The following is a 23758-nucleotide window of genomic DNA, read 5'->3' on the forward strand; positions in this document are numbered from 1 at the left end:
CCCATGTTTACATCAGTGGCGCAAGCCAACGCTGCAGTCATCGAACAAATTCGTCGCGCACGTCCGCACTGGCTGGATGTGAAGCCAGCTTCTTCATTAATTAGCGTGCTCAATCAGGGGAAAACGCTTCTTCATGCCGGCCCGCCGATGCGCTGGCAAGAGATGACCGGCCCGATGAAAGGCGCCTGTATCGGCGCATGCCTGTTTGAAGGATGGGCCAAAGATGAAATGAGCGCGCTCGCGCTGTTAGAGCAGGGAAAGGTCAACTTTATTCCCTGCCATCACGTTAACGCCGTGGGGCCGATGGGCGGTATTACCTCAGCCAGTATGCCGATGCTGGTCGTGGAAAATATCACCGACGGCAATCGTGCGTACTGCAATCTCAACGAAGGGATCGGCAAAGTGATGCGTTTCGGCGCCTATGGCGAGGATGTTCAGCAACGTTTGCGCTGGATGCGTGATGTGCTGATGCCGGTATTAAGCGCGGCGCTGGGACGTCTGGAGCGGGGCCTCGACCTGACCGCAATGATGGCGCAGGGCATTACGATGGGAGATGAATTCCACCAGCGCAATATCGCCTCTTCCGCATTGCTGATGCGCACGTTGGCGCCGCATATCGCCCGTCTGGAACACGATAAGCAGCAGATAGCGGAAGTGATGGATTTTCTGAGCGTCACCGATCAGTTCTTCCTTAATCTGGCGATGGCCTACTGTAAAGCCGCCATGGACGCGGGCGCGCAGATTCGCGCCGGCAGTATTGTGACGGCGATGACCCGCAATGGCGATATGTTTGGCATTCGGGTTAGCGGTCTGGGCGACCGTTGGTTCACCGCGCCTGTTAATACGCCACAGGGGCTATTTTTTACCGGTTTTTCGCAGGATCAGGCCAACCCGGACATGGGCGACAGCGCCATTACTGAAACATTTGGTATTGGCGGCGCTGCGATGATTGCCGCGCCTGGCGTAACGCGTTTTGTCGGTGCCGGGGGAATGGAAGCGGCGAAATCTGTTTCTGAAGAGATGGCTGAAATTTATCTCGAACGCAACATGCAGCTACAAATCCCCGGCTGGGATTTTCAGGGGGCCTGTCTGGGACTGGATATCCGCCGCGTGGTCGAGACCGGAATTACGCCGCTGATTAACACGGGTATCGCGCATAAAGAGGCGGGGATTGGCCAGATTGGCGCGGGAACCGTCCGTGCGCCGCTGGCCTGTTTCGAGCAGGCGCTGGAAGCGCTGGCGGAAAGCATGGGCGTAAGTTAAGAGAGCGTCTCATGAAACGTATCCATCCTCTTATGGCAAGCCGACAATCGGCGGATTATCGGCAACCCTGGCAGATGTCAGGGGTATGGCGTCGCTCTATTAATTTTGTGGCGAAAAGCGGTGAGTTATTAACGCTTCACCGTCGGGGGAGCGGCTTCAGTCCGGGAGGGTGGATACTGCGCGGCGGCGATTTTGACGCATTGCGCGATGTGCTCACCGATGGCGAAAAACCGCAGTCAACCGCTGCCGGTATTCAGATTGGCGAGTTTCTTTTATGCGAGCCGGAGAGGCGCTGTTCGCTGCGGGTTCCACGCTATCTTGCGTCGCCGCGTCTTAACGCAACGTACATGCAGCGTAGTGAGGAGACGGGACTGTTTGGGCCGTTAACCGTCGCCGCAGCTCAGCCTCTATGTCCGGAACTTCGCCAGTTTTGTCACTGCTTTCAGTCGGCGCTTGCAGGTGCTGCGACTGACTGGCGGCTGTGGCTGGGTAAAGGGCCGGGCTTAACGCCCAGTCATGACGACACGCTGACGGGAATGTTGCTGGCGGCCTGGTATTTTGGCGCCATAGATGAACGCGCCGGGCGTAATTTTTTTGCCCAATCCGGCAGCCTTGATCGGGCGACGACGCTCGTGAGCGTTAGCTATTTACGCTATGCGGCTATGGGTTATTTCGCGTCGCCTTTACTCCACTTTATTCATGCGCTGCGACGAGATGCTCGCACAGAAACGGCGATTGACGGACTGCTGGCGCTGGGGCACACCTCTGGCGCGGATACGCTGCTGGGGTTCTGGCTTGGACAACAAATAGTAAAAGGATAGGGAATGAAAACGTTGGTAGTTGCTCTTGGCGGCAACGCATTATTGCAGCGCGGAGAAGCGCTAACGGCAGAGAATCAATATCGCAATATTGCCGACGCGGTGCCTGCGCTGGCGCGACTTGCCCGCTCGTATCGGCTGGCGATAGTACATGGCAACGGCCCCCAGGTCGGCCTGTTGGCTTTACAGAACCTTGCCTGGAAAGCCGTTGAGCCTTATCCGCTGGATGTGCTGGTAGCGGAAAGTCAGGGCATGATCGGCTATATGCTGGCGCAGCGTCTGGCTCTTGAACCCGATATGCCGCCGGTGACTGCGGTATTAACGCGGATAAAGGTATCGGCGGACGATCCTGCTTTTCTTGAACCGGAAAAGTTTATCGGTCCCGTTTATTCGCCAGAAGAGCAAATGTCGCTGGAAGCGACTTATGGCTGGCATATGAAACGTGATGGAAAATATCTGCGCCGTGTCGTCGCTTCCCCGGCGCCGCGTCAGATTATCGAAAGCGCCGCTATTGAGTTATTGCTAAAAGAGGGCCATGTGGTGATTTGCAGCGGCGGTGGCGGGGTACCTGTTGCCGGCGAGGGCGAAGGGGTCGAGGCGGTGATAGATAAAGACCTGGCGGCGGCATTGCTGGCGGAGCAGATAGCGGCCGATGGTCTGATCATTTTGACGGATGCGGATGCGGTGTATGAACATTGGGGAACGCCGCAGCAGCGAGCTATTCGTCAGGCTTCGCCCGATGAGCTGGCGCCGTTTGCCAAAGCCGATGGCGCGATGGGGCCGAAGGTGACCGCGGTAAGCGGGTATGTGAAGCGGTGCGGAAAGCCGGCATGGATTGGCGCGCTGTCGCGTATTGACGATACCCTGGCGGGCAGAGCGGGAACCTGCATCTGTCTGTGATCGCGACGGGCGGCGACAGAGAATGCGCCGCCCACGCTGTTTATTTAAGCTTACTTTGCGCCCAGATAATGCCACTGGCGTATTCGCCCGGCAGGAGCGGAGAGAGTGCTTCCAGGGTGGCGCTAAGACGTGACGTATCGCTGTCGGTCAGATTCAGATGGCCGACTTTTCGCCCCGGACGTACCGCTTTATCATACCAGTGCAGATGTACCAGCGGCAGCTTCAGCCAGTCGTAATTCAGCTCGCTGCCGATCAGGTTGATCATCACCGACGGGGCGTTAATCACCGGCGCGGGCAACGGCAGGCCGGTAATCGCGCGCAAATGCAATTCAAACTGACTGATGCTGGCGCCATTTTGCGTCCAGTGTCCGCTGTTATGCACGCGCGGCGCCAGTTCATTGATTAACAGGCCTTCCGGCGTGATAAAACATTCCATCGCCATTACGCCGACGTAGTTCAGCGCCTGCATAATTGCTGACAGCATCGATTCCGCCTGCTCCTGCTGTTCGGCGTTCGCCTGTGGGAACGCGACGCTGGTCCGCAAGATGCCGTCCTGATGCAAATTGTGCGTTAGCGGGTAAAACACGGTACTGCCGTCATGAGCGCGCGCGCCGACTAACGACACTTCGCCGGAAAAATGGATACCGCGCTCAACAATACATTCGCCATAGCAGTCATCCGGCAGTTGCCCGGTTTCGTCCGCGCGTAGACGCCACTGCCCGCGACCGTCGTAGCCGCCAACGCGACGCTTAATAATCGCCAGTTCGCCCAGGCGGTCAAAGATGCCGGACCACTCGTCGGCGCTGGTCAGCAGTTGCCACGGCGCGGTCGCGAGTCCCAGCTTATCGAAAAGCTGTTTTTGTGTCAGACGGTCGGCGATGATCGGAAATACATCACGATTGACGAAGGCCGGGTGGCGCGCCAGCTCGCGGGTAAGCGCGGTTTCCGGCCAGCGCTCAATCTCTGCGGTAATGACGCTCTGCTGTACCGGCACGGCGGTAGGCTCTGCATCCAGGCCAACCGGCCAGACGGCGATACCCAGCGGTTCGCCCGCCTGGCGCAGCATTCGGCCCAGTTGTCCGTTGCCGAGAACGCAAACTTGCTTCATAGCGTCCCCCGCGGATCGGGATTTTCCAGAACTTCATCGGTTTGCGCTTTGCGCCAGTCAGCGATGCGCTGATGCAGTTCCGCGTCGTGTTGCGCCAGAATCTGCGCGGCGAGCAGGGCGGCGTTAGCGGCACCGGCTTTACCGATCGCCAGCGTACCCACCGGAATGCCGCGCGGCATCTGCACGATGGAGTAGAGGCTATCCACGCCGCTGAGCGCAGCGCTTTGTACCGGCACTCCGAGTACCGGGACCAGCGTTTTTGCCGCAATCATTCCCGGCAGGTGCGCCGCGCCGCCCGCGCCGGCAATAATCACTTGATATCCGTTCTCTTCCGCCGTTTCGGCGAAGCTGAACAGTTTATCGGGGGTGCGATGGGCGGAAACCACTTCTACATGGTGCGGGACATCCAGAATTTCAAAAATTTCGGCGGCGAATTGCATGGTAGCCCAGTCGCTTTTGGACCCCATCACGATGGCGACACGCGCCGGATTATTGCGGGAAGACATGCGTCTTAAAACTCCTGTGGTGCGGGACACGCTGCTTTTGAGGTGTCAGAGAATAGCATGATAATCAGGCAAGGAAAACGGTTGCGTGTGCGCCGTAACGGACGATTCGACGAACATTTACAGGGGGAAGGCGATTAACTCAACGTTGTCCGGCGTGACTTTTACCATTGAACCTTCATGATGCCATGCGCCTAACACCACGCGGAATGCGGGCTGGTCGTTGACGGAAAGTTCATGCACTGCCGGGCGGTGGGTGTGACCGTGAACCAGCCACTGTACGCGGTGTTTTTCCATTTCGGCGACGACGGTCTGCGCATTGACGTCCATAATATCCAGCGATTTGCTGCTGTTGGCGGCTTTACTGCCGGCGCGCATTCTGGCGGCGATACGGCGGCGGATAAACAGCGGCAGGGTAAGGAACAGTCGTTGAACCCACGGATTATGGACTTTGGCGCGAAACGCCTGATAACCGGCATCATCGGTACAGAGCGTATCGCCGTGCATAATCAACACATTGCGGCCATACAGGTCGAGCACTTTTTCCTGCGGCAGTAGAATCATGCCGCTTTCGCGGGCAAATCGCTTGCCAATCAGGAAATCACGGTTACCGTGAATAAAGAAGCAGGGGACGCCGGAATCAACCAGCGATTTAATGGCAACGGCCATTTCACGATGTAGCGGGTTGGGGTCGTCGTCGCCAATCCAGGCTTCGAAGAGATCGCCAAGAATATACAGCGCGTCGGCCTGACGGGCTTCTACGGCTAAAAAACGCAGAAAACCGGCGACGATCGCCGGTTCTTCCGTTTGCAGATGCAAGTCTGCAATAAACAGTGTCGCCACGATTACTCGCTGACGGTCACGTTTTCAATGATGACGTCTTCTTTTGGTACGTCCTGATGCATACCGCTACGGCCAGTGGCGACGCCTTTGATTTTATCTACCACGTCCATACCTTCTACGACTTCCGCAAAGACGCAGTAGCCCCAGCCTTGCAGACTTTCGCCGGAGAAGTTCAGGAAGTCGTTGTCTGCCACGTTGATGAAGAATTGCGCGGTAGCCGAGTGTGGTGCCTGAGTACGCGCCATTGCCAGCGTACCACGGGTATTTTTCAGACCATTGTTGGCTTCGTTTTTGATCGCCTCTTTGGTGGCTTTCTGTTTCATGCCCGGCTCAAAGCCGCCGCCCTGAATCATAAAACCGTTAATCACACGGTGGAAAATGGTGTTGTTGTAAAAACCTTCGCGGCAGTAGTCCAGGAAGTTTTTAACTGTTTCAGGCGCTTTATCATCAAAGGTTTTGATTACGATATCGCCGTGATTAGTGTGGAAAGTAACCATTTTTGCATCCTGTTCCAAGAGAGTGGTGCTTTAGCCCGCAATGGGGCACATATAGGGGCTTGTTATAGCATAACCGTAAGCTGCGATCACCTTGCAAAGTGTGCTGCTTCGATTACGAATAATATGTATCATACAGAGATTATTACCCACACACGTCTATACGGAATCTTCGATGTTAAAAATTTTTAATACACTGACGCGCCAAAAAGAGGAATTCAAACCCATTCATGCCGGGGAAGTCGGCATGTACGTGTGTGGTATCACCGTTTACGATCTCTGCCACATTGGCCACGGACGCACGTTTGTCGCTTTTGACGTTGTCGCACGCTATTTGCGTTTTCTCGGTTATAAGCTGAAGTATGTGCGTAACATTACCGATATCGACGATAAAATTATTAAACGCGCCAATGAAAACGGCGAAAGTTTTGTCGCGCTGGTCGACAGAATGATTGCGGAAATGCATCAGGACTTCGACGCGCTGAATATTCTGCGTCCGGACAGCGAGCCGCGTGCGACGCACCATATTCAGGAAATTATCGAGCTCACCCGCACCTTAATCGAGAAAGGGCACGCCTATGTGGCGGATAACGGCGATGTGATGTTCGATGTACCGACCGATCCGACTTATGGGCAGCTTTCCCGTCAGGATCTTGAGCAGCTTCAGGCGGGCGCGCGCGTAGATGTCGTTGACGTGAAGCGTAACCCGATGGACTTCGTGCTGTGGAAAATGTCGAAAGAGGGCGAGCCGAGCTGGCCGTCGCCGTGGGGCGAAGGGCGTCCGGGCTGGCACATTGAATGTTCGGCGATGAACTGCAAGCAGTTGGGCAACCATTTTGATATTCACGGCGGCGGTTCCGATCTGATGTTCCCGCACCATGAAAACGAGATTGCCCAGTCTACCTGCGCGCATGACGGCGAATACGTCAACTACTGGATGCACTCCGGTATGGTGATGGTGGATCGCGAGAAGATGTCCAAATCGCTGGGCAACTTCTTTACCGTGCGCGACGTGCTGAAATACTACGATGCGGAAACCGTGCGCTACTTCCTGATGTCCGGGCATTACCGTAGCCAACTGAACTACAGCGAAGAGAACCTCAAGCAGGCGCGCGCCTCGCTGGAGCGGCTATACACTGCATTGCGTGGAACGGATAAATCAGCGGCCCCGGCGGGCGGCGAGGCGTTTGAAGCGCGTTTCGTGGAGGCGATGAATGACGATTTCAACACGCCGGAAGCCTACTCCGTCCTGTTTGATATGGCGCGTGAAGTCAACCGTCTGAAGGGCGAGGATATGACCGCCGCGAATGCGATGGCGTCTCATCTGCGGAAGATTTCCGGCGTGCTGGGACTGCTGGAGCAGGAGCCGGATGTTTTCCTGCAAAGCGGCGCGCAGGCGGATGACGGTGAAGTTGCGGAAATTGAAGCCTTGATTCAACAGCGTCTGGATGCCCGTAAAGCGAAAGACTGGGCGGCGGCGGACGCGGCGCGCGATCGTCTCGCTGAAATGGGTATTATTCTGGAAGATGGCCCGCAGGGCACCACCTGGCGGCGTAAGTAATTGCCGTATTGCCGGATAAGGCGCAGGGCGTCTTATCCGGCCTACCTGAGATGAAATCTACAGGTCGGGTAAGCGTAGTGCCGTCCGACATTAGCGAGCCCGCTTTTCGTCCCCTATACGCCATCTGTGCCAGCCCAATATCCCCATTAGCACGCCTCCCGGTAGCCACACCCATAGCAGCTCCGAAATAATCACCTGATGTCCATACGGCGTGATGTAGCTTGAAAGCGCGAACGGCGCGACTTTAATCACCTGCCAGGGCGCAAAAAAACGTTCATCTGACCACGGCCACAGCCATCCGACGCCTTTACCGCCCGTGGTTATCGAATCCAGCAGGCTGTGCGACAACAATGAAACGGTTAAAAACAGCCAGCAGCGCACCTGCCCAGCTCGAAACCATCGTCGTCCCGCGAGTACGCACAACAGGGGGAGGACGAATGCGAAAAGTAAAGAGTGGGTAAATCCGCGATGGCCGAAAACGTTGCCGTAGGCGATGCCAAATTTAAAGGCCAGCACTTCGGCATCGGGGAGCATCGCCAGCACAACACCGGCAAACAGCAGGCGAGGAGGGATAACTTTCAGGCCTAAGCCTGCGCCAAAACACAGGGGAACGGCGGCGTGGGTGATAACGGTAGGCATAGCGATGGTTCACAGGGAAATAGCCATGCTAGCAGTTGGAACGCAGAGGATTAAGTGGATGATTATCTGAAAAGACAGCGTAATCAGGCCGGATAAGACGCTTTGCGTCGCTATCCGGCACTCTGTATCAGGCCACGACGTTCACACTTTGGCCTTCAAAGCTAACGGTTTGCCCGGCGACAATTTTGCAGCGTTTACGCGTTTCAACCGCGCCATCAACCTTCACCAACCCGTCGGCAATGGCGATTTTCGCCTGTGCGCCGCTTTCGCTCCAGCCTTCCAGCTTGAGCAGATCGCACAGCTCGACGTGCGGGTGCTTGCCTAAAGAGAATGTCGCCATGTTATTTTCCTTGTGGATCGTGATATTCAATGCACGCCTGCAGCGTGTTTTCGATAAGCGTAGCGACCGTCATCGGGCCGACGCCGCCCGGAACTGGCGTGATGTATGACGCGCGCGCCGCGGCTTCGTCAAACACGACGTCGCCAACGACCTTGCCATTTTCCAGACGGTTAATACCGACATCAATCACAATTGCGCCTTCTTTAATCCATTCGCCGGGAATAAAGCCCGGTTTACCTACGGCGACAATGAGCAAATCAGCATGCTCGACATGGTGACGCAGATCTTTGGTAAAGCGGTGTGTAACGGTAGTCGTACAGCCAGCCAGCAGCAGCTCCATGCTCATCGGGCGTCCAACGATATTGGACGCGCCAATGACCACCGCATTCAGGCCGTAGGTATCAATATTGTAACGCTCAAGCAGGGTCACAATACCGCGGGGCGTACAGGGACGCAGGCGCGGCGCACGCTGGCACAGACGACCGACGTTATAAGGATGAAAACCGTCTACGTCTTTATCTGGCGCGATACGCTCCAGCACTTTAACGTTGTCGATACCTGCCGGTAAAGGCAACTGCACCAGAATACCGTCGATTGTGTTATCTGCATTCAGAGTATCGATAAGCGCCAGCAGTTCGGCTTCGCTGGTGGTTTCTGGCAGGTCATAGGAGCGGGAGACGAATCCCACTTCGTCGCACGCTTTACGTTTGCTTGCGACATAAATCTGTGAGGCCGGATTGCTGCCGACCAGCACCACAGCCAGGCCGGGAGCGCGAAGACCTGCTGCGACGCGTGCCTGAACTTTTTGAGCAACCTCAGATCGCACCTGCTGCGCAATCGTTTTACCGTCAATAATCTTTGCTGCCATCAGAGAGAAGATTCCATCTGTTACTTCAAGTCAAAGGGGATAACGCTATTTTGTCAGAAGCGGGCCTCGCTGTCAGTTAACGTTTGTGTTTACGATGCAAACGCGACGTCTCCCCCGTCTGTTGACGATACTGAGACGTGACCCGTAAGCGCGCCATGATTAACCAAAAAGAAACAATTCATCACCCTGGCTATGGTTACCGTAATCCCTCGTCGTTAATAGCATCGGGCGGCATAATGCGACATTTTATACAAAATAAGATTAGACCCTTCTTATATCCCAATAAGAATTAGCTTAGGTCATTAAAAGAGTTTGCGGCTATTTTTTATTTAGCGAAATGTTTAATTTATTACCGTGACGAAATGTCATATTCGCAAAGATTAATTACTGCGTCTGATACTCAGGGGAGAAACAGAAAACTAATTAATCTGCGATATCTATCTTTACAGGATGCAGAGATAACTTTTCTGACATGCTATGTCGATAATAATTCAAACGGAGCCGACAGGATGCCGAAACCGGGTGTGTGTAATTCAAGGGAAATCCATGAAACATAAATTAATGACCTCTACTATTGCGAGTCTGATGTTTGTCGCTGGCGCAGCGGTTGCGGCTGATCCTACTCCGGTGAGCGTGAGTGGCGGTACTATTCATTTCGAAGGTAAACTGGTTAATGCAGCCTGTGCCGTTAGCACTAAATCCGCCGATCAAACGGTGACGCTGGGTCAATACCGTACCGCCAGCTTTACGGCGATTGATGATACGACCGCGCAGGTGCCTTTCTCCATCGTCCTGAATGACTGCGATCCGAAAGTGGCGGCTACCGCTGCCGTGGCTTTCTCTGGTCAGGCAGATAACACCAACCCTAATTTGCTGGCTGTCTCCTCTGCGGACAATAGCACTACCGCAACCGGCGTCGGAATTGAGATTCTTGATAATACCTCTTCACCGTTGAAGCCGGACGGCGCGACCTTCTCGGCGAAGCAGGCGCTGGTTGAAGGCACCAATACGCTGCGTTTTACCGCACGCTATAAGGCAACCGCCGCCGCCACGACGCCAGGCCAGGCTAATGCCGACGCCACCTTTATCATGAAATACGAATAATCCCGTCAGGGAACGCCAGGGAAGGGAGGCGCCTCAACGGAAGAGGCTATCGGGGATAAAAGAGAACATAGCAGATGATAAGGAAAGGCGCGGCGCTAGTGGGGCTTGTTTTGATGTCGCCCGTTATTGCGCAGCCGGTAATGGTGGAGAGCGGGCGTGTTCACCTGCGCGGACAACTGGTCAATGGCGGCTGCGCTGTCGCCACTGAAAGCCAGGATTTGCGCGTACTGATGGGACAGTACCGCACGAATGCGTTTACCGGTCCTGGCAGCTTCGCTCCCGTCAGCGTTCCATTTTCGTTACGGTTAATCTCCTGTAGCGCGGAGGTCTGGCGTCATGTCGGCATTGCGTTTGCCGGCGTTACGCCTGCGGAAGATCCCCACGTTTTTCTGGCCAGCGGCGAGGGTATCGGTAATGCCGGAATCGGCCTGGCATTATTTGATGACCAGCAGCGGCAAATCATACCTAACACGTTACCGCTTCATTACACGTCCATTTTAACGTCAGAAATGACTTTGCATTTTACTGCCCGCTATCGGGCAATTTCAGAAAATATGACGCCGGGACGAATTCATTCAGAAGTGTGGTTTACGCTGGTTTACCCATGAATTTTCTTGCCGACGTGACTCAATGCAAAAGGTATTTTTTACCATGCTGAATAGTATAAAATTAGGCTTTATTGTTCTTCTAACGTTATTTACTTCGCTGAACGTACAGGCGGCGGGGGGGATTGCATTAGGCGCCACGCGCGTTATTTATCCCTCGGCGGCGAAACAGACTTCTCTGGCAATCAGTAATAGCGATACTCAAGAACGTTACCTCGTCAATTCATGGATCGAAAATAGCGCCGGGCAGAAAGAAAAAACGTTTATCGTTACGCCGCCTTTATTCGTCAGCGAACCCAAAAGCGAAAACACGCTGCGTATTATCTACGCCGGGCAACCGCTACCCGGGGATCGGGAGTCGTTATTCTGGATGAACGTGAAAGCCATCCCGTCGGTCGATAAAAGTCATATTGAAGGAAAAAACGTTCTGCAACTGGCGATTCTGTCGCGCATCAAACTGTTCGTGCGTCCGGCGAATTTGCCGCAGACGCCGGAAGACGCGCCGACCTTGCTGAAATTTTCCCGTGTCGGCAACCATCTCAAGATAACCAACCCATCTGCTTATTACCTCACGCTGGTCAATATCAGCGTGGGTGCGAAAAAGATTGATAACGTGATGATCGCGCCAAAAAGCGACATGCAAATTCCCTTACCGACTGGCGCGCAGGGCAGCGTGACATTTCAGACCGTCAATGATTACGGCGCATTGACGTCGGCGACAACGGCCAGTCTCGGTTAAGCAGAGAGCGTGAAGCCACACGAGAACACGATGAAGAAGACAACCTGGTTTGCAGGGCGATTTCCCGGCTATGTATCACCGTTAAACGGCGTGGCGCTGTCGGTGCTGGCGGCGCTGTGTCCGCTGACGAGCCGCGGCGAAAGTTATTTCAACCCTGCGTTTTTGTCGGCGGATACCGCGTCCGTGGCGGATTTATCTCGCTTTGAAAAAGGTAATCATCAGCCGCCCGGTATTTACCGGGTGGATATCTGGCGTAACGACGAATTCGTAGCGACGCAGGATATTCGTTTTGAGGCGGGCGCCGTGGGTGCCGGCGATAAATCCGGCGGCCTGATGCCTTGTTTTACACCGGAGTGGATTAAACGGCTGGGCGTGAATACCGCGGCGTTCCCTGTCTCAGATAAAGGCGTCGATACCACGTGTATTCGCCTTCCTGAGAAAATTCCGGGCGCGGAGGTCGCGTTTGATTTCGCGTCGATGCGCTTAAATATTAGCTTGCCGCAGGCGTCATTGCTCAACAGCGCGCGTGGCTATATCCCGCCGGAAGAGTGGGATGAAGGGATACCTGCCGCACTCATTAATTACAGTTTTACCGGTAGCCGCGGAACAGACAGCGATAGCTATTTTTTGAGTCTGTCGAGCGGGTTGAACTATGGCCCCTGGCGGCTGCGTAATAACGGAGCCTGGAACTATTCGAAAGGGGATGGCTATCATTCGCAACGCTGGAACAACATTGGCACCTGGGTACAGCGCGCCATCATTCCGCTAAAAAGCGAACTGGTCATGGGGGACAGCAATACCGGGAACGATGTTTTCGACAGCGTCGGCTTTCGCGGAGCGCGGCTGTACTCTTCTGACAATATGTATCCCGATAGCCTGCAGGGCTACGCCCCCACGGTTAGAGGAATCGCCCGGACGGCGGCAAAGCTGACGATACGACAGAACGGGTATGTTATCTACCAAAGCTATGTGTCGCCGGGTGCGTTTGCGATTACCGATCTTAATCCTACCTCTTCCAGCGGCGACCTTGAGGTGACGGTAGATGAAAAAGACGGTAGCCAACAACGTTACACGGTGCCTTACTCTACCGTTCCGCTATTGCAGCGTGAGGGCAGGGTGAAGTATGACCTGGTGGCCGGGGATTTTCGCAGCGGCAATAGTCAGCAGTCTTCGCCATTCTTTTTCCAGGGAACGGTGATTGCCGGCCTGCCTGCGGGGCTGACGGCTTACGGCGGTACGCAACTTGCCGATCGTTACCGTGCCGTGGTGGTCGGGGCGGGGCGAAATTTGGGCGACTGGGGAGCCGTGTCGGTCGATGTCACACATGCGCGTAGCCAACTGGCAGATGACAGCACCCATCAGGGGCAATCGTTGCGTTTTCTGTACGCCAAATCGCTGAATAATTACGGGACGAATTTTCAATTGCTGGGTTACCGCTATTCCACGCGCGGATTTTACACCCTGGATGATGTGGCATATCGCAGTATGGAAGGGTACGACTACGAATACGATAGCGACGGACGCCGCCATAAAGTGCCGGTGGCGCAGAGCTACCACAATCTCCGTTACAGCAAAAAAGGCCGCTTTCAGGTCAATATTTCGCAAAACCTGGGGGATTACGGGTCACTGTATCTTTCCGGCAGTCAACAAAATTACTGGAATACGGCGGATACCAATACCTGGTATCAACTGGGATACGCCAGTGGATGGCAAGGCATAAGTTATTCGCTGTCATGGTCGTGGAGCGAGTCGGTGGGGATCTCAGGCGCCGACCGCATTCTGGCATTCAATATGTCCGTTCCGTTTAGCGTTCTGACCGGACGGCGCTATGCGCGCGACACTCTTCTTGATCGTACTTATGCCACGTTTAACGCCAACCGCAACCGCGACGGCGACAATAGCTGGCAGACCGGCGTGGGCGGCACGCTTCTGGAAGGACGTAATCTGAGCTACAGCGTGACGCAGGGGCGTAGCAGTACCAATGGTTATAGCGGCAGCGCCAGCGCTAGCTGGCAGGCGACGTATGGCACGCTGGGCGTGGGATATAACTACGATCGCGATCAGCATGACTATAACTGGCAACTTTCCGGCGGCGTGGTCGGTCATGCGGATGGTATTACGTTTAGCCAACCGTTGGGCGATACCAATGTCTTGATTAAAGCGCCGGGAGCGAAAGGCGTGCGCATCGAAAACCAGACCGGCGTGAAAACGGACTGGCGGGGCTATGCGGTAATGCCCTACGCCACGGTATATCGCTATAACCGCGTCGCGTTAGATACCAACACGATGGACAACCATACCGATGTCGAAAATAACGTCAGCAGCGTAGTGCCGACAGAGGGCGCGCTGGTGCGGGCCGCTTTTGATACGCGGATAGGCGTAAGGGCAATCATTACCGCGAGGCTTGGCGGACGTCCGTTACCGTTTGGCGCGATAGTACGAGAAACCGCCAGCGGCATTACCAGTATGGTCGGCGATGACGGACAAATTTATCTGAGCGGCTTGCCGCTAAAAGGTGAACTGTTCATCCAGTGGGGAGAGGGGAAAAACGCGCGTTGTATCGCCCCTTACGCCCTGGCGGAGGACAGCCTGAAGCAGGCGATTACGATAGCCAGCGCAACCTGTATCCGTCCGGCGTCATAAAAGGAAAAATAGAGATGAAAATATACTCAGCGCTATTGCTGGCGGGGACCGCGCTCTTTTTCACCCATCCCGCGCTGGCGACGGTTTGCCGTAATTCAAACGGGACGGCGACCGATATCTTTTACGACCTGTCAGATGTTTTCACCAGCGGCAATAATCAGCCGGGACAGGTGGTTACGCTGCCGGAAAAATCAGGTTGGGTCGGCGTAAACGCGACGTGCCCGGCGGGGACAACGGTGAATTATACCTACCGAAGCTATGTATCAGAATTACCGGTACAAAGCACCGAAGGAAATTTTAAATACCTCAAGCTGAATGACTACCTTCTGGGCGCGATGAGCATAACCGATAGTGTCGCTGGCGTATTTTATCCGCCCCGTAACTATATTCTCATGGGCGTCGACTCTAACGTGTCGCAGCAAAAGCCGTTTGGCGTGCAGGACTCAAAGCTGGTTTTTAAATTAAAAGTGATACGGCCTTTTATTAATATGGTGACGATCCCTCGCCAGACAATGTTTACCGTCTATGTGACGACCTCTACCGGCGACGCGTTGAGCACGCCGGTGTATACCATTAGCTACAGCGGCAAAGTGGAAGTACCGCAAAACTGTGAAGTGAATGCCGGACAGGTCGTGGAGTTTGATTTCGGCGATATCGGCGCGTCGTTATTTAGTCAGGCGGGGGCGGGTAATCGTCCGCAAGGCGTCACGCCGCAAACGAAAACTATCGCTATTAAATGTACCAACGTCGCGGCGCAGGCCTATTTATCGATGCGGCTTGAAGCCGAAAAGGCCTCAGGGCAGGCGATGGTGTCCGATAATCCGGATTTAGGCTTTGTAGTTGCTAATAGCAACGGTACGCCGCTCACACCCAATAATTTGTCGAGTAAAATTCCGTTTCATCTTGATGATAACGCCGCCGCTCGCGTAGGTATTCGCGCTTGGCCGATCAGCGTAACGGGGAATAAACCGGCGGAAGGGCCGTTTACTGCGCGCGGCTATCTACGAGTCGATTATGATTAAGGAGGCATAATGATCTTTCGGCGCGTTTTCATCGCTATCGGTTGTGTTTTGTTCAGCCCGCTGAGTCAGGCCAACTCATCTCTGGGCGAAGTGAATATTGAGCTGCGCGGTAACGTGGTGGATTTTACCTGCGCCGTGGTGGCGGGCGACAGTAACAAGTCGGTTAACCTCGGCACCTGGCCGACAAAACAGTTTCACGCCGCCGGTGACGCTACGCAACCGGTAGCCTTTAGCCTAAAACTTGAAGGCTGCCCGCCGGGTTCGGCGTCTATAACGTTTTCCGGGACGCCAGCGCCCGGCACGGCATTACTGGCGCTTGCTGATACGGCAATGGCGCAAAAACTGGCGATTGAAATTCGCGATGGCGATCAACGTCGATTGCCACTTGAACAGGCCAGCAAGGCCGTCGATATTGACAATAATGGCAATGCTACCCTGAAATTCTATGCGAACTATATCGCCTTAGCCGATGGCGTGCAGCCCGGACTTGCTAACGCGGATGCGACTTTCCTGATCAATTACAATTAATGCCCGTTATTGTGGCTCCCGAACGATAATTCGCCGGGAGTACATTTACAATAATTCGTGTGATTTGGCGTAATCGATAAGCTCAACGATAGAGTGAAGGCCAAGTTTAGAAAATATATTGGCCTTATGCGCGCTGATAGTCTTGTTACTCAATAAAAGTTGCTCGGCAATTTCTTTGTTAGACATTCCATTGGCCAGATAGCGCAGCACGGTAACTTCGCGGTTAGAAAGTGGCATATCATGGTGCCCGCCTTTGGGGGGACGGGTATTACTGATAAAGTTAAGCGTCTCAGATGGAAAAAAAGAATAGCCGGATAAAATCATTTTTACCGCATTATAAATATCATTGAGGTCTTTGCGTTTACTTACAAATCCGTTTGCGCCCGCTCTTATTGCTCTTCCGGCATAAAAAGCCTCTGATTTCGACGATAAAAAAAGTATCCGGGTATGTTCCTGGATAGATTTGATTCGTTTAAGTAAGGTAAAGCCGTCGGTGCCCGGTAATTCAATATCCAGAATGACAAGGTCAACAGGATAAGTGCGCAGATACTCTATCGCTGTTCGGCTATCATCCGTTTTCAGGACAACCTGGATCTTGCTATTTTTACCGAGTAAAACTTCGATCGACATTCTTACAATGGGGTGTTCGTCCATAATGATAACAGATGCAGGTTTCATTGTTGTATGCCTCAGACTGTTATGCGTCCTTCGTTTTAGAATAAGCGTCAGACACCTTAAAGATTGTGAAATAGCCAGATCTACACACCACACAGTGGAGCAATAATAAAGAATGAGACCTCCCTGTTGACTGGCTATTTTGCGTAAGAGTAATAAATATGTGGAATATCCATTTCGCACCAACAAAAAAGAAATTTCTGATTAAGTAAAAACAATATGGATTATACCTGGTCTGATTTCTCGGAAAAGTCTTGCGAAATGCGAATTATGGATAGCGGGTAGGATGTTCTGTGACGTTAGAGAAAATTTGTTCGTGGTAGAGTTATTTTCTTTGGAGTTGATATTGAGTGGTTTAAACTGTTGTTTTTAAGTATAAAAATAATATGAAAGACTAATTGTTTAGTATTTGTTATGTAATAACAGAAAGATGTTTACGCGGGAGACCTCAAAAAACGAGGAGGGACAGGGGACGATGTAAGAAAAAAATTTTTATCGCTTACCAGGACGAGTTGTAAATATTAATTTTATGTGAAATATTTACATTTAATGGAAGTGAAAATAAGTAATTTCTTAAAAAATCTTATTCACCAAAACGTTACTCCGTTAAAAAATATCGTGGAAAGTAACGTTTAGCTGCTGGATCAGCCGAAGAAAGCTTTGCCTGTGGGGAAGGTTAAGGAGGGTGATAAGTTGTTTAAGCCGGTAAACTACACGATGATAAGGTACGCTTTGCTGACGTGCTATTTCTTTTAAAGAGGCGCCTTGCGCTAAAGTTTCAATCATCAACCAGTCAGTACGGCTAAAGCTTTCCGATAAGCGAGGTTTGGCGGCTGATAACAAGGCTTCGCGTACTGAGGCCAGATTTTGTCGTCGTGACAGAACAAAAAAACGCCCGGCCATACGGATAAACTGTGTTATAGCGGGGGTTTTATCTGATACCAGCAGGTAAATCTGGATATCGCTTTGTTGCCAACTGAGCGCGCGTAGCTGGTTAAGCGCCTCAATACAGGAGACAGGTAGCGTCTCCATATCTACAATCAGTTGTCTGAGCGACCCCTTTTCAATCCACAAAGAAATGTCATCTAATGAGCGGAATGCTGCGGTACGTTTTCCGGAAAATAAGTAGTGACTCAATGAATAGCCGAGGTAGTTATCAGTTGTAATTATTGCCTGGGAAATGATACCAACCGGCAAGGCATAATTAAGCTGTTGATCCAGTAACTCAAGGCGATCAAATATCTGCGGCGTTGGAGAGTGATAACGGCAGGCGCAGTCTTTGGCATTTCTTAAACGGCGGTGTCTTTCCCTGCGTGGTACGCTGCGCATCCTGCTTTTTCCATTGCTCTAATATATATCTGGTAATATGGCTGGCCATAAATAACCTTGTCCCATCGTTGCACCAGCGTAAAAAGCAATGCTTCGTTGCTCTGATGTTTCAATGCCTTCCATCAGCATTAACTGCTGAAAAAAAACTTCGCTATCATGTTTTGACGGAAGTTGCGTCAGGATCTCATAGCCGATTAATTGCGCAGTTGAGAGATTAACGATTGGCTCAGATTTTAACAATCTGCTGTTGAGATATGAATGACGTGTTGGCGAAGACGCCAGGTGTGGGGGATTTATCCTTTCCTTTAATAAAGTACCCTGTGCCACCAAACACTCCTCCAGGCATTTATGATGCAGCCATATATTTTCGACCCCTGAATCTATCAGGATATTATGGGCATCATTGTGGCAGCGTTAAAAAAATGCCTGTAGGTATCGTTACTTAATTATTGGTGAGATATTTCGTAAGCCTTGTAAAAAGTTAAGTGAGTTTACTTACTGAGTAAGAAATGAAGGTTAACTCTAATATACTTTAAAAACTGCTGCTCCGTTTTAACATGTAATTTTCGCATAATGCTCCGGCGGAGTGACTTTGTCTGTTCTTCAGAAAGTGAAAGTAAAGCGGCCGTTTCGCTTAAATGATAACCGCTGGCGATCAGTTTTAACAGGTGACGTTCTGTTACTGAAAAATGACGAGTCGTGCAGTAGTGGCAAATGCCAGAAGGGACGCTATGTCGAAGCGCTCGTTTATGTAAGATCAATATCATTTTCCGGGTAATTTCTTCAACATCATCTTCCCGATAAATATGCGGCAGCATATACAGACATGGTCTGAACATGAGCTTTTCTTTATCGCATTTATTACAAATAATCACCCGTAGCTGATGTTGGGTATGCATAGGTATCTGGTAACAGCCTGCGCTGAACCAATCATCATCCAGGGCCAGGAAAGCGATATCGGCATTATCTATCTCTTCTGGCGGCAGAAAGTCAATTTTCTGCTGCCATTGATTCGCCAGACGCGTCATGATGATTTTCAACCCATGCTCAAAGTGACTGTTTTGTTCCTTAATAGCGATACTCAGCATAAAAAATATCCTACACGGCAGGTGAATCATGGTGAAATATTAAAGAAACTGATTGATTATCTAAATACTGGCGGCCTTAATTCCCACTTTATGCGTGCTGAGATGTGTCCAGGCGATTTCCTGGAACCTGGCATTGCGCCAGAAAAGACGATATTCGTACACTTAGTCAGCAACCAGAACAAAAGCCATTGACTCAGGAGTGCCTGACCGTATAATTCTCGCGTTTCGTCTACACGAAGTCTTCACTTCACAAGGCGCCCTTAGCTCAGTTGGATAGAGCAACGGCCTTCTAAGCCGTGGGTCGCAGGTTCGAATCCTGCAGGGCGCGCCACTTATATATCAACTGGTTACGCCTCTTTAATTCTCATATGGGACATCATCACCAAAAATGTCGTCTATTTTCCTCGCGTGTTCCGTTAAATGATTAGGCGCAAGGTGAGCATATCTGTGAATCACCACGGATAACCTGGACACTTCTGAGTCGTTGATGATATAGGTTTTCATATTCAGCCGGTGTCATCTGCTCGCTCGAACCATGCCGACGTCTACTGTTATAAAACATTTCTATGTAATCAAAAATATCGCTTCTGGCTTCGTCTCTCGTTCCGTAGATCTTTTCCTTTATCCGTTCACGCTTCAGTAGCTGGAAAAAGCTTTCTGCAACCGCATTGTCATGACAGTTGCCACGACGGCTCATTCTGCTCTCCAGTCCGTGCGATTTCAGGATCGACTGCCATTCATAGCGGGTGATTACGTCGCCACACGGCCATCAGAAGCGCATTCAGGACTCTATCTTTTGTCATTCATGGTTGCAGTGACCAATTGAATCTATTGCGGCTTTTTTTTATATGTCCCGTTCGTCAGTAACCCGCTTCAACTCTTTCGGGAGTCGGCGGATTCCGGTCTGATCATCTGACTGCTCTTTATTTCTTTATTGGTGGAGGAGTTCGACCCGTACTTCTTTATCCTGGCGTAAAGACTGTGGGTAGTAATATCGAGATGTGTTGCGACGCTGGAAACAGAATGGCCACGCTCAACAACCTGTCTTACCGCTTCAATTTTAAACTCTTCGGGATAACGTTTACCGCTCATAGGCACCTCTCTTTAAGTCATCTTAAATGGCTCTGAGGTGTCTGTTAAATCCGTGGCGATTCACATTGACCGCAGATTGTCAGGTTCCTTTACCCGGTAGTGAAACCAGTAGGGGGCAGTTTATCCGCACTAAAAGACGGTGTTCCTGCATCTGTGGTGGAGTTGAACCGGATGGGCTTTGGGCACATGCGTATCCTTGCGTGTATTGGTCAGTTGCCGGAGTCTGGATTAATGCACTATGGCTCCGTTGGGTTCTTTTTTGGGACTGATGGTGCATTGCGACTTCTTGCTAAGAAACCTGATGGGGCATTTGTGACATACGATATGTAGGAATCCCCGCCGCCCGTTACCCATTGGTGGCGGGGAACATTAATTATACATGAATGTTATTTAATTATTTCCGTAATATTCTCATTTGTCCTCGCCCCTGTTCTAACGTCCCATGTCCCAGATGTAATTGATTCTAATTCATTTGAATCTATGCCGTTAATCGCCCGCCCGGAAAGCCATCTTCCGTCTATTTGGAATGTCTTCTTGTCGACATCTGCATTTATAATTTTTCCATCCTTTGTTTTAAAGCTAATGAACATCGCTGTATTCTCATCAAGAGAATCAGCAGGATTCTTATTAAACTCAAATATTACAAAGGTTTTAATGTCCATTTGCTGTTTATATATCCATAATGATTTTATATAAACGTTGTTACATATTTTTGCGTTAATATTAAGAGGCTTGAAATTAAAGGCTCGTGAATAGTCGAAAAATCCTGGAGCAGTTATTTTCAAATCAATCCCGTAGTATCTAGACATTGCTTCACTGTTAAACGTATCAAGACTTGGGCCTGCATGCAGTACCGGTGGAAAGTAATAATCAGGAATTATCGCTTGATCTTGTTTGTTATGTTTCGCCCTGTCTATTATTTCTTCCCTAATCTCCGTTTGTTTGCTTATTGATTTAATTGATGAGTAATAGAGGATGTATGATGGAATGAAATATAAAAAAGCCATTGCATATGTAGTAACAGATAAATAAATGGAAGCCTTGTTAAATTTCGTAAATGCAGAATGAGCAACAAAGGAAATCGAAAGAATCATAAAGCAGAGTGCTCCATTGAGAGCCCTGCTGGGCATTGCAGGAGATGCAAGGAACGCAACATTTGCAGCAATTGCACCCAGTATGAATAAAAAGCTTCCAAACATAAGTTTGCTGCTACTATTCCTTGATAACACTACAGAGATTAGTAGTATTATAAATGCAATATAGACCTGCCAATATGCCCCCATTGCTGATGGCAGCCTTTCTGAAAAGTGCTCAAGAACCCTCCATGCAAGTGGTTGATTGTACCAGTCTTGTATTGTAGACGCACGGGATAGGTTTCCCGGAGCCAGCAGGAGAACCCCCGCGCCTATTGCAGATCCGAATACGCCAATCAGTAAATATTTATTTCTATTCATTATAAAGAAATATGCTACAGAAATTAATACAACTACAAGAGATGTGTTTTCATTTGAGCAACCTGCAAATATCGATGATATGGCATATACAAAGAGTATTAAATTGGATTTTTTACCATTGCTTAAATATATAGAAATTAGTATATAAATGGCAATGAACATGTTGGTCCATAAGTAATTTGCTGACCCAACAAGCCAGAAGTTAGTTTGACCGAGGGCTGGATTTGCAATGAAGTATAAGAAAAATAAGAAAATCATCACATATGGGGACGGTGACGACTTTGTTAATGTAGCTGGGATCATTGTCCAGCACAACACCATTAATGTTAGCGCTGCTGAGTTTATTGCATTGTAAATATGCGGGGAGAAAAACTTTAATAGAGATGTGCTGATCGTATCTGACACAACCCTTCCGCTCCATCCCAAATAGTGCATTTTTACGCTAGAAAGCGAAAGCTCTCTTAGGGCATAAGTATAGTCATCAGAGTTCATTGGTGTGATAAATCCTATTGAATACACCAACGAGAAAACTATAAGGATAGCAATTACCATTTTTAATCTATTGTTAACCATTTTTCTTCTCATTCTTAATTATGTACTTAGGCCTTTTTTTTGTTTCTATGTAAATCCTGCCAATATATTCCCCAAGAATACCTATTCCTATCAATTGAACGCCACCCAGAAAAAGTACAGAAACAAGAAGAGACGGGTAGCCAGGAACATTATTTCCAAATATTAATTTATCAATAATCATCCATGCACCGTAAAGGAATGACATACCTGCAATAAACAATCCAATGTAAGTCCATATGCGGAGCGGAAATGTTGAGAAAGAAGTTATTCCTTCCAGCGCCAGATTCCATAATTTCCAGCCATTGAATTTTGAATCGCCGGCCACGCGTTCGGCACGGGCATATTTAACAACATCCGTTTTTCCGCCAACCCAACTGAGCACACCCTTCATGAACAAGTTGCGTTCAGGCATTAATTTAATATTTTCGACAACTTCACGACTCATTAACCGAAAGTCGCCAACGTTCTCTTCGATTTTCGGATTGCTGATTTTGTTGTGCAGCTTATAAAACCACTCAGCTGTCTTACGCTTCATGCGCCCGTCAGTTGAGCGGTCTGAGCGCTTAGCCAGCACCATATCTGCGCCAGCCTGCCACTTCTCAATGAGATGGGGGATTACTTCTATCGGATCCTGTAAATCGACATCAATAGGAATGACCGCATCCCCGGTTGCGTGGTCGAGCCCCGCGAAAAGAGCTGGTTCTTTACCGAAGTTTCGCGTAAACGAAAGCGGAATAACGAGCGGATCAGATGCAGCTATTTTGTTAATTATTGATTCAGTCGCATCTTTGCTTCCGTCGTTGATGAAAACAATCTCAACTTCATACGGTTTTAGCTCTTCAAACTCGCGAACCGTTTTATAGAAAATAGGTATCGTGGCTTCTTCATTGAAGACCGGAACGACTAACGAGATTTTCATTTCGCATCCCTAAAGACAATGAATTTTGAATAAATGAATCCGCATATCAGGCTGATAGCTGAAAAGGTGACAAGAGTAAGGAGTGGCGGCAAGGAGCATTTGTCAGCCATCCAGCCAACAACAGCGCTCAGTGTTCCCATAAATCCCACGTACATCATGTAGCGAAGCGTGGTGGTGCTGGCGTTAAAGGTGAAGCGCGCATTGGCATAGAAGCTGAACGATACAGCGATAACAAAACCGGAAAAGTTCGCCAACGCCTGATGCGTATGCATCCCATACACACAAAAAGCAAATACGCCCCAATGAATAAGCGTGTTAAGAACACCGATCGATGTGTACTTAGCGAATAACTTCAACATTATGAAAATCAGCGGATTCGGAAAGGTCTGGAGTGTAGCACTACAAATTGCTTTGATCGATATAAACGATCAATAATATGATATTTAATAGTTTAAACTTATTGTTATCTTATTAATTGATCGTTGTTACCGATCAATTGGGGCTACTGATTGCTAAGTAGTTTGGGACAAAAACGGGACACACAAAGCTTTGCATCGGCTTGCAAGGCTTTGCATGTTTTTCGAAGATGGGGCGAGTGAGCGCCGTAGTAATGGGATAACTTGTTGTTAGCTCAGGTAGTTCCAGAAACA

General features: G+C 50.5%; 25 protein-coding genes, 1 tRNA gene and 2 pseudogenes. 11 read left to right on the forward strand and 17 right to left on the reverse strand.

Annotated features, from left to right (window positions below; all coding sequences use genetic code 11):
• The first annotated feature begins 3 nt into the window (after positions 1-3).
• From ACLD4F_RS12165 to ACLD4F_RS12175, 3 genes are read left to right on the forward strand one after another with little or no spacing between them, the layout of a single operon-like run.
• Positions 4-1263 carry a DUF1116 domain-containing protein gene (locus tag ACLD4F_RS12165; protein ID WP_000495330.1) on the forward strand — a complete coding sequence of 420 codons (1260 nt, stop codon included), beginning with the start codon at positions 4-6 and terminating at the stop codon, positions 1261-1263.
• Between the two features lie 11 nt (positions 1264-1274).
• Positions 1275-2084 carry a DUF2877 domain-containing protein gene (locus ACLD4F_RS12170; protein ID WP_000821191.1) on the forward strand — a complete coding sequence of 270 codons (810 nt, stop codon included), beginning with the start codon at positions 1275-1277 and terminating at the stop codon, positions 2082-2084.
• A 3-nt stretch (positions 2085-2087) separates the two neighbouring features.
• Positions 2088-2981 carry a carbamate kinase gene (locus ACLD4F_RS12175; RefSeq protein WP_000855342.1) on the forward strand — a complete coding sequence of 298 codons (894 nt, stop codon included), beginning with the start codon at positions 2088-2090 and terminating at the stop codon, positions 2979-2981.
• Between the two features lie 40 nt (positions 2982-3021).
• Here the strand turns inward: ACLD4F_RS12175 and purK are convergent, their stop codons facing one another.
• From purK to ppiB, 4 genes are all read right to left on the reverse strand, one after another.
• Positions 3022-4089, reverse strand: coding sequence for a 5-(carboxyamino)imidazole ribonucleotide synthase (gene purK / locus ACLD4F_RS12180; protein ID WP_000815601.1), 1068 nt, complete (start codon positions 4087-4089; stop codon positions 3022-3024).
• Positions 4086-4595, reverse strand: coding sequence for a 5-(carboxyamino)imidazole ribonucleotide mutase (gene purE / locus ACLD4F_RS12185; RefSeq protein WP_000098736.1), 510 nt, complete (start codon positions 4593-4595; stop codon positions 4086-4088). Before purE ends, purK begins: the two co-directional genes overlap by 4 nt.
• A 117-nt stretch (positions 4596-4712) precedes the next feature.
• The gene (gene lpxH, locus ACLD4F_RS12190; RefSeq protein WP_000212287.1) at positions 4713-5435 is read right to left on the reverse strand and encodes a UDP-2,3-diacylglucosamine diphosphatase; all 723 of its coding nucleotides are present in this window, start codon (positions 5433-5435) and stop codon (positions 4713-4715) included.
• Between the two features lie 2 nt (positions 5436-5437).
• Positions 5438-5932, reverse strand: coding sequence for a peptidylprolyl isomerase B (gene ppiB / locus ACLD4F_RS12195; protein ID WP_000255991.1), 495 nt, complete (start codon positions 5930-5932; stop codon positions 5438-5440).
• A 172-nt stretch (positions 5933-6104) separates the two neighbouring features.
• Between ppiB and cysS the strand changes: the two genes are divergently transcribed.
• Positions 6105-7490: a cysteine--tRNA ligase gene (gene cysS, locus ACLD4F_RS12200; RefSeq protein ID WP_000912376.1), complete on the forward strand. Its 1386-nt coding sequence runs from the start codon at positions 6105-6107 to the stop codon at positions 7488-7490.
• Positions 7491-7580: 90 nt separating this feature from the next.
• Here cysS and ACLD4F_RS12205 read toward each other — a convergent pair whose 3' ends face one another.
• From ACLD4F_RS12205 to folD, 3 genes are all read right to left on the reverse strand, one after another.
• Positions 7581-8129, reverse strand: a complete 549-nt coding sequence (locus ACLD4F_RS12205; protein WP_079944476.1) for a metal-dependent hydrolase — start codon at positions 8127-8129, stop codon at positions 7581-7583.
• 127 nt (positions 8130-8256) lie between these two features.
• Complete coding sequence (gene ybcJ, locus ACLD4F_RS12210; RefSeq protein ID WP_000190278.1) at positions 8257-8469, reverse strand: ribosome-associated protein YbcJ; 213 nt, start codon at positions 8467-8469, stop codon at positions 8257-8259.
• A 1-nt stretch (position 8470) separates the two neighbouring features.
• The gene (gene folD, locus ACLD4F_RS12215; RefSeq protein WP_000729165.1) at positions 8471-9337 is read right to left on the reverse strand and encodes a bifunctional methylenetetrahydrofolate dehydrogenase/methenyltetrahydrofolate cyclohydrolase FolD; all 867 of its coding nucleotides are present in this window, start codon (positions 9335-9337) and stop codon (positions 8471-8473) included.
• A gap of 546 nt (positions 9338-9883) precedes the next feature.
• Here folD and fimA point away from each other — a divergent pair.
• From fimA to sfmF, 6 genes are all read left to right on the forward strand, one after another.
• On the forward strand, positions 9884-10441 hold the full coding sequence (fimA, locus tag ACLD4F_RS12220) for a type 1 fimbrial protein subunit FimA (protein ID WP_000681025.1): 558 nt from the start codon (positions 9884-9886) through the stop codon (positions 10439-10441).
• A 74-nt stretch (positions 10442-10515) separates the two neighbouring features.
• Positions 10516-11049 carry a type 1 fimbrial protein subunit FimI gene (fimI, locus tag ACLD4F_RS12225; protein ID WP_411010862.1) on the forward strand — a complete coding sequence of 178 codons (534 nt, stop codon included), beginning with the start codon at positions 10516-10518 and terminating at the stop codon, positions 11047-11049.
• Between the two features lie 43 nt (positions 11050-11092).
• Positions 11093-11785, forward strand: a complete 693-nt coding sequence (fimC, locus tag ACLD4F_RS12230) for a type 1 fimbria chaperone FimC (protein ID WP_001519112.1) — start codon at positions 11093-11095, stop codon at positions 11783-11785.
• A 30-nt stretch (positions 11786-11815) separates the two neighbouring features.
• Complete coding sequence (locus tag ACLD4F_RS12235; protein ID WP_079981491.1) at positions 11816-14428, forward strand: fimbrial biogenesis usher protein; 2613 nt, start codon at positions 11816-11818, stop codon at positions 14426-14428.
• Positions 14429-14442: 14 nt separating this feature from the next.
• Positions 14443-15450: a type 1 fimbria D-mannose specific adhesin FimH gene (gene fimH / locus ACLD4F_RS12240; RefSeq protein WP_000708649.1), complete on the forward strand. Its 1008-nt coding sequence runs from the start codon at positions 14443-14445 to the stop codon at positions 15448-15450.
• 9 nt (positions 15451-15459) lie between these two features.
• A complete protein-coding gene (gene sfmF, locus ACLD4F_RS12245; RefSeq protein WP_411010863.1) occupies positions 15460-15978 on the forward strand; it encodes a fimbria assembly protein in 519 nt (172 codons plus the stop codon).
• 45 nt (positions 15979-16023) lie between these two features.
• Here sfmF and fimZ read toward each other — a convergent pair whose 3' ends face one another.
• The 4 genes from fimZ to fimW form a co-directional block, all read right to left on the reverse strand.
• Positions 16024-16656: a fimbria biosynthesis transcriptional regulator FimZ gene (gene fimZ / locus ACLD4F_RS12250; protein ID WP_156010187.1), complete on the reverse strand. Its 633-nt coding sequence runs from the start codon at positions 16654-16656 to the stop codon at positions 16024-16026.
• 603 nt (positions 16657-17259) lie between these two features.
• Positions 17260-17982, reverse strand: coding sequence for a fimbria biosynthesis regulator FimY (fimY, locus tag ACLD4F_RS12255; RefSeq protein ID WP_079841499.1), 723 nt, complete (start codon positions 17980-17982; stop codon positions 17260-17262).
• 18 nt (positions 17983-18000) lie between these two features.
• The gene (locus ACLD4F_RS12260) at positions 18001-18312 is read right to left on the reverse strand and encodes a diguanylate cyclase (protein WP_411010864.1); all 312 of its coding nucleotides are present in this window, start codon (positions 18310-18312) and stop codon (positions 18001-18003) included.
• 161 nt (positions 18313-18473) lie between these two features.
• Positions 18474-19070: a fimbria biosynthesis transcriptional regulator FimW gene (gene fimW / locus ACLD4F_RS12265; protein ID WP_000948629.1), complete on the reverse strand. Its 597-nt coding sequence runs from the start codon at positions 19068-19070 to the stop codon at positions 18474-18476.
• 254 nt (positions 19071-19324) lie between these two features.
• On the opposite strand from fimW, the gene ACLD4F_RS12270 reads away from it, so the two are divergent.
• A tRNA-Arg gene (locus tag ACLD4F_RS12270) sits at positions 19325-19401 on the forward strand.
• A gap of 26 nt (positions 19402-19427) precedes the next feature.
• Here the strand turns inward: ACLD4F_RS12270 and ACLD4F_RS12275 are convergent.
• The 6 genes and pseudogenes from ACLD4F_RS12275 to ACLD4F_RS12300 form a co-directional block, all read right to left on the reverse strand.
• Positions 19428-19526, reverse strand: a pseudogene (locus ACLD4F_RS12275) (hypothetical protein); the annotation flags it as partial.
• Positions 19495-19909: pseudogene (locus ACLD4F_RS12280) on the reverse strand (IS3 family transposase); the annotation flags it as partial. The pseudogenes ACLD4F_RS12280 and ACLD4F_RS12275, both read right to left, overlap by 32 nt.
• A 34-nt stretch (positions 19910-19943) precedes the next feature.
• Positions 19944-20162, reverse strand: coding sequence for an IS3 family transposase (locus tag ACLD4F_RS12285; protein ID WP_001728138.1), 219 nt, complete (start codon positions 20160-20162; stop codon positions 19944-19946).
• Positions 20163-20548: 386 nt separating this feature from the next.
• Positions 20549-22201 (reverse strand): putative glucosyltransferase GtrC1, encoded by a 1653-nt coding sequence (gene gtrC1 / locus ACLD4F_RS12290; protein WP_131046232.1) that lies wholly within the window; start codon positions 22199-22201, stop codon positions 20549-20551.
• Positions 22182-23108 (reverse strand): glycosyltransferase family 2 protein, encoded by a 927-nt coding sequence (locus tag ACLD4F_RS12295; RefSeq protein ID WP_350387551.1) that lies wholly within the window; start codon positions 23106-23108, stop codon positions 22182-22184. Before ACLD4F_RS12295 ends, gtrC1 begins: the two co-directional genes overlap by 20 nt.
• The gene (locus ACLD4F_RS12300) at positions 23105-23467 is read right to left on the reverse strand and encodes a GtrA family protein (RefSeq protein ID WP_000915523.1); all 363 of its coding nucleotides are present in this window, start codon (positions 23465-23467) and stop codon (positions 23105-23107) included. The genes ACLD4F_RS12295 and ACLD4F_RS12300 overlap by 4 nt, the downstream gene beginning before the upstream one ends.
• Positions 23468-23758 lie beyond the last annotated feature (291 nt).

Source organism: Salmonella sp. 741265050_HSA, from assembly GCF_046569445.1.
Lineage (GTDB): Bacteria > Pseudomonadota > Gammaproteobacteria > Enterobacterales > Enterobacteriaceae > Salmonella > Salmonella enterica.

Bases quoted from the DNA above. Each gene is read 5' to 3' on its own strand.
- ACLD4F_RS12165 (WP_000495330.1), top strand. From the start codon at position 4: ATGTTTACATCAGTGGCGCAAGCCAACGCTGCAGTCATCGAACAAATT.
- ACLD4F_RS12170 (WP_000821191.1), top strand. From the start codon at position 1,275: ATGAAACGTATCCATCCTCTTATGGCAAGCCGACAATCGGCGGATTAT.
- ACLD4F_RS12175 (WP_000855342.1), top strand. From the start codon at position 2,088: ATGAAAACGTTGGTAGTTGCTCTTGGCGGCAACGCATTATTGCAGCGC.
- purK (WP_000815601.1), bottom strand. From the start codon at position 4,089: ATGAAGCAAGTTTGCGTTCTCGGCAACGGACAACTGGGCCGAATGCTG.
- purE (WP_000098736.1), bottom strand. From the start codon at position 4,595: ATGTCTTCCCGCAATAATCCGGCGCGTGTCGCCATCGTGATGGGGTCC.
- ppiB (WP_000255991.1), bottom strand. From the start codon at position 5,932: ATGGTTACTTTCCACACTAATCACGGCGATATCGTAATCAAAACCTTT.
- cysS (WP_000912376.1), top strand. From the start codon at position 6,105: ATGTTAAAAATTTTTAATACACTGACGCGCCAAAAAGAGGAATTCAAA.
- ACLD4F_RS12205 (WP_079944476.1), bottom strand. From the start codon at position 8,129: ATGCCTACCGTTATCACCCACGCCGCCGTTCCCCTGTGTTTTGGCGCA.
- ybcJ (WP_000190278.1), bottom strand. From the start codon at position 8,469: ATGGCGACATTCTCTTTAGGCAAGCACCCGCACGTCGAGCTGTGCGAT.
- folD (WP_000729165.1), bottom strand. From the start codon at position 9,337: ATGGCAGCAAAGATTATTGACGGTAAAACGATTGCGCAGCAGGTGCGA.
- fimA (WP_000681025.1), top strand. From the start codon at position 9,884: ATGAAACATAAATTAATGACCTCTACTATTGCGAGTCTGATGTTTGTC.
- fimI (WP_411010862.1), top strand. From the start codon at position 10,516: ATGATAAGGAAAGGCGCGGCGCTAGTGGGGCTTGTTTTGATGTCGCCC.
- fimC (WP_001519112.1), top strand. From the start codon at position 11,093: ATGCTGAATAGTATAAAATTAGGCTTTATTGTTCTTCTAACGTTATTT.
- ACLD4F_RS12235 (WP_079981491.1), top strand. From the start codon at position 11,816: ATGAAGAAGACAACCTGGTTTGCAGGGCGATTTCCCGGCTATGTATCA.
- fimH (WP_000708649.1), top strand. From the start codon at position 14,443: ATGAAAATATACTCAGCGCTATTGCTGGCGGGGACCGCGCTCTTTTTC.
- sfmF (WP_411010863.1), top strand. From the start codon at position 15,460: ATGATCTTTCGGCGCGTTTTCATCGCTATCGGTTGTGTTTTGTTCAGC.
- fimZ (WP_156010187.1), bottom strand. From the start codon at position 16,656: ATGAAACCTGCATCTGTTATCATTATGGACGAACACCCCATTGTAAGA.
- fimY (WP_079841499.1), bottom strand. From the start codon at position 17,982: ATGCGCAGCGTACCACGCAGGGAAAGACACCGCCGTTTAAGAAATGCC.
- fimW (WP_000948629.1), bottom strand. From the start codon at position 19,070: ATGCTGAGTATCGCTATTAAGGAACAAAACAGTCACTTTGAGCATGGG.
- ACLD4F_RS12285 (WP_001728138.1), bottom strand. From the start codon at position 20,162: ATGAGCGGTAAACGTTATCCCGAAGAGTTTAAAATTGAAGCGGTAAGA.
- gtrC1 (WP_131046232.1), bottom strand. From the start codon at position 22,201: ATGAGAAGAAAAATGGTTAACAATAGATTAAAAATGGTAATTGCTATC.
- ACLD4F_RS12295 (WP_350387551.1), bottom strand. From the start codon at position 23,108: ATGAAAATCTCGTTAGTCGTTCCGGTCTTCAATGAAGAAGCCACGATA.
- ACLD4F_RS12300 (WP_000915523.1), bottom strand. From the start codon at position 23,467: ATGTTGAAGTTATTCGCTAAGTACACATCGATCGGTGTTCTTAACACG.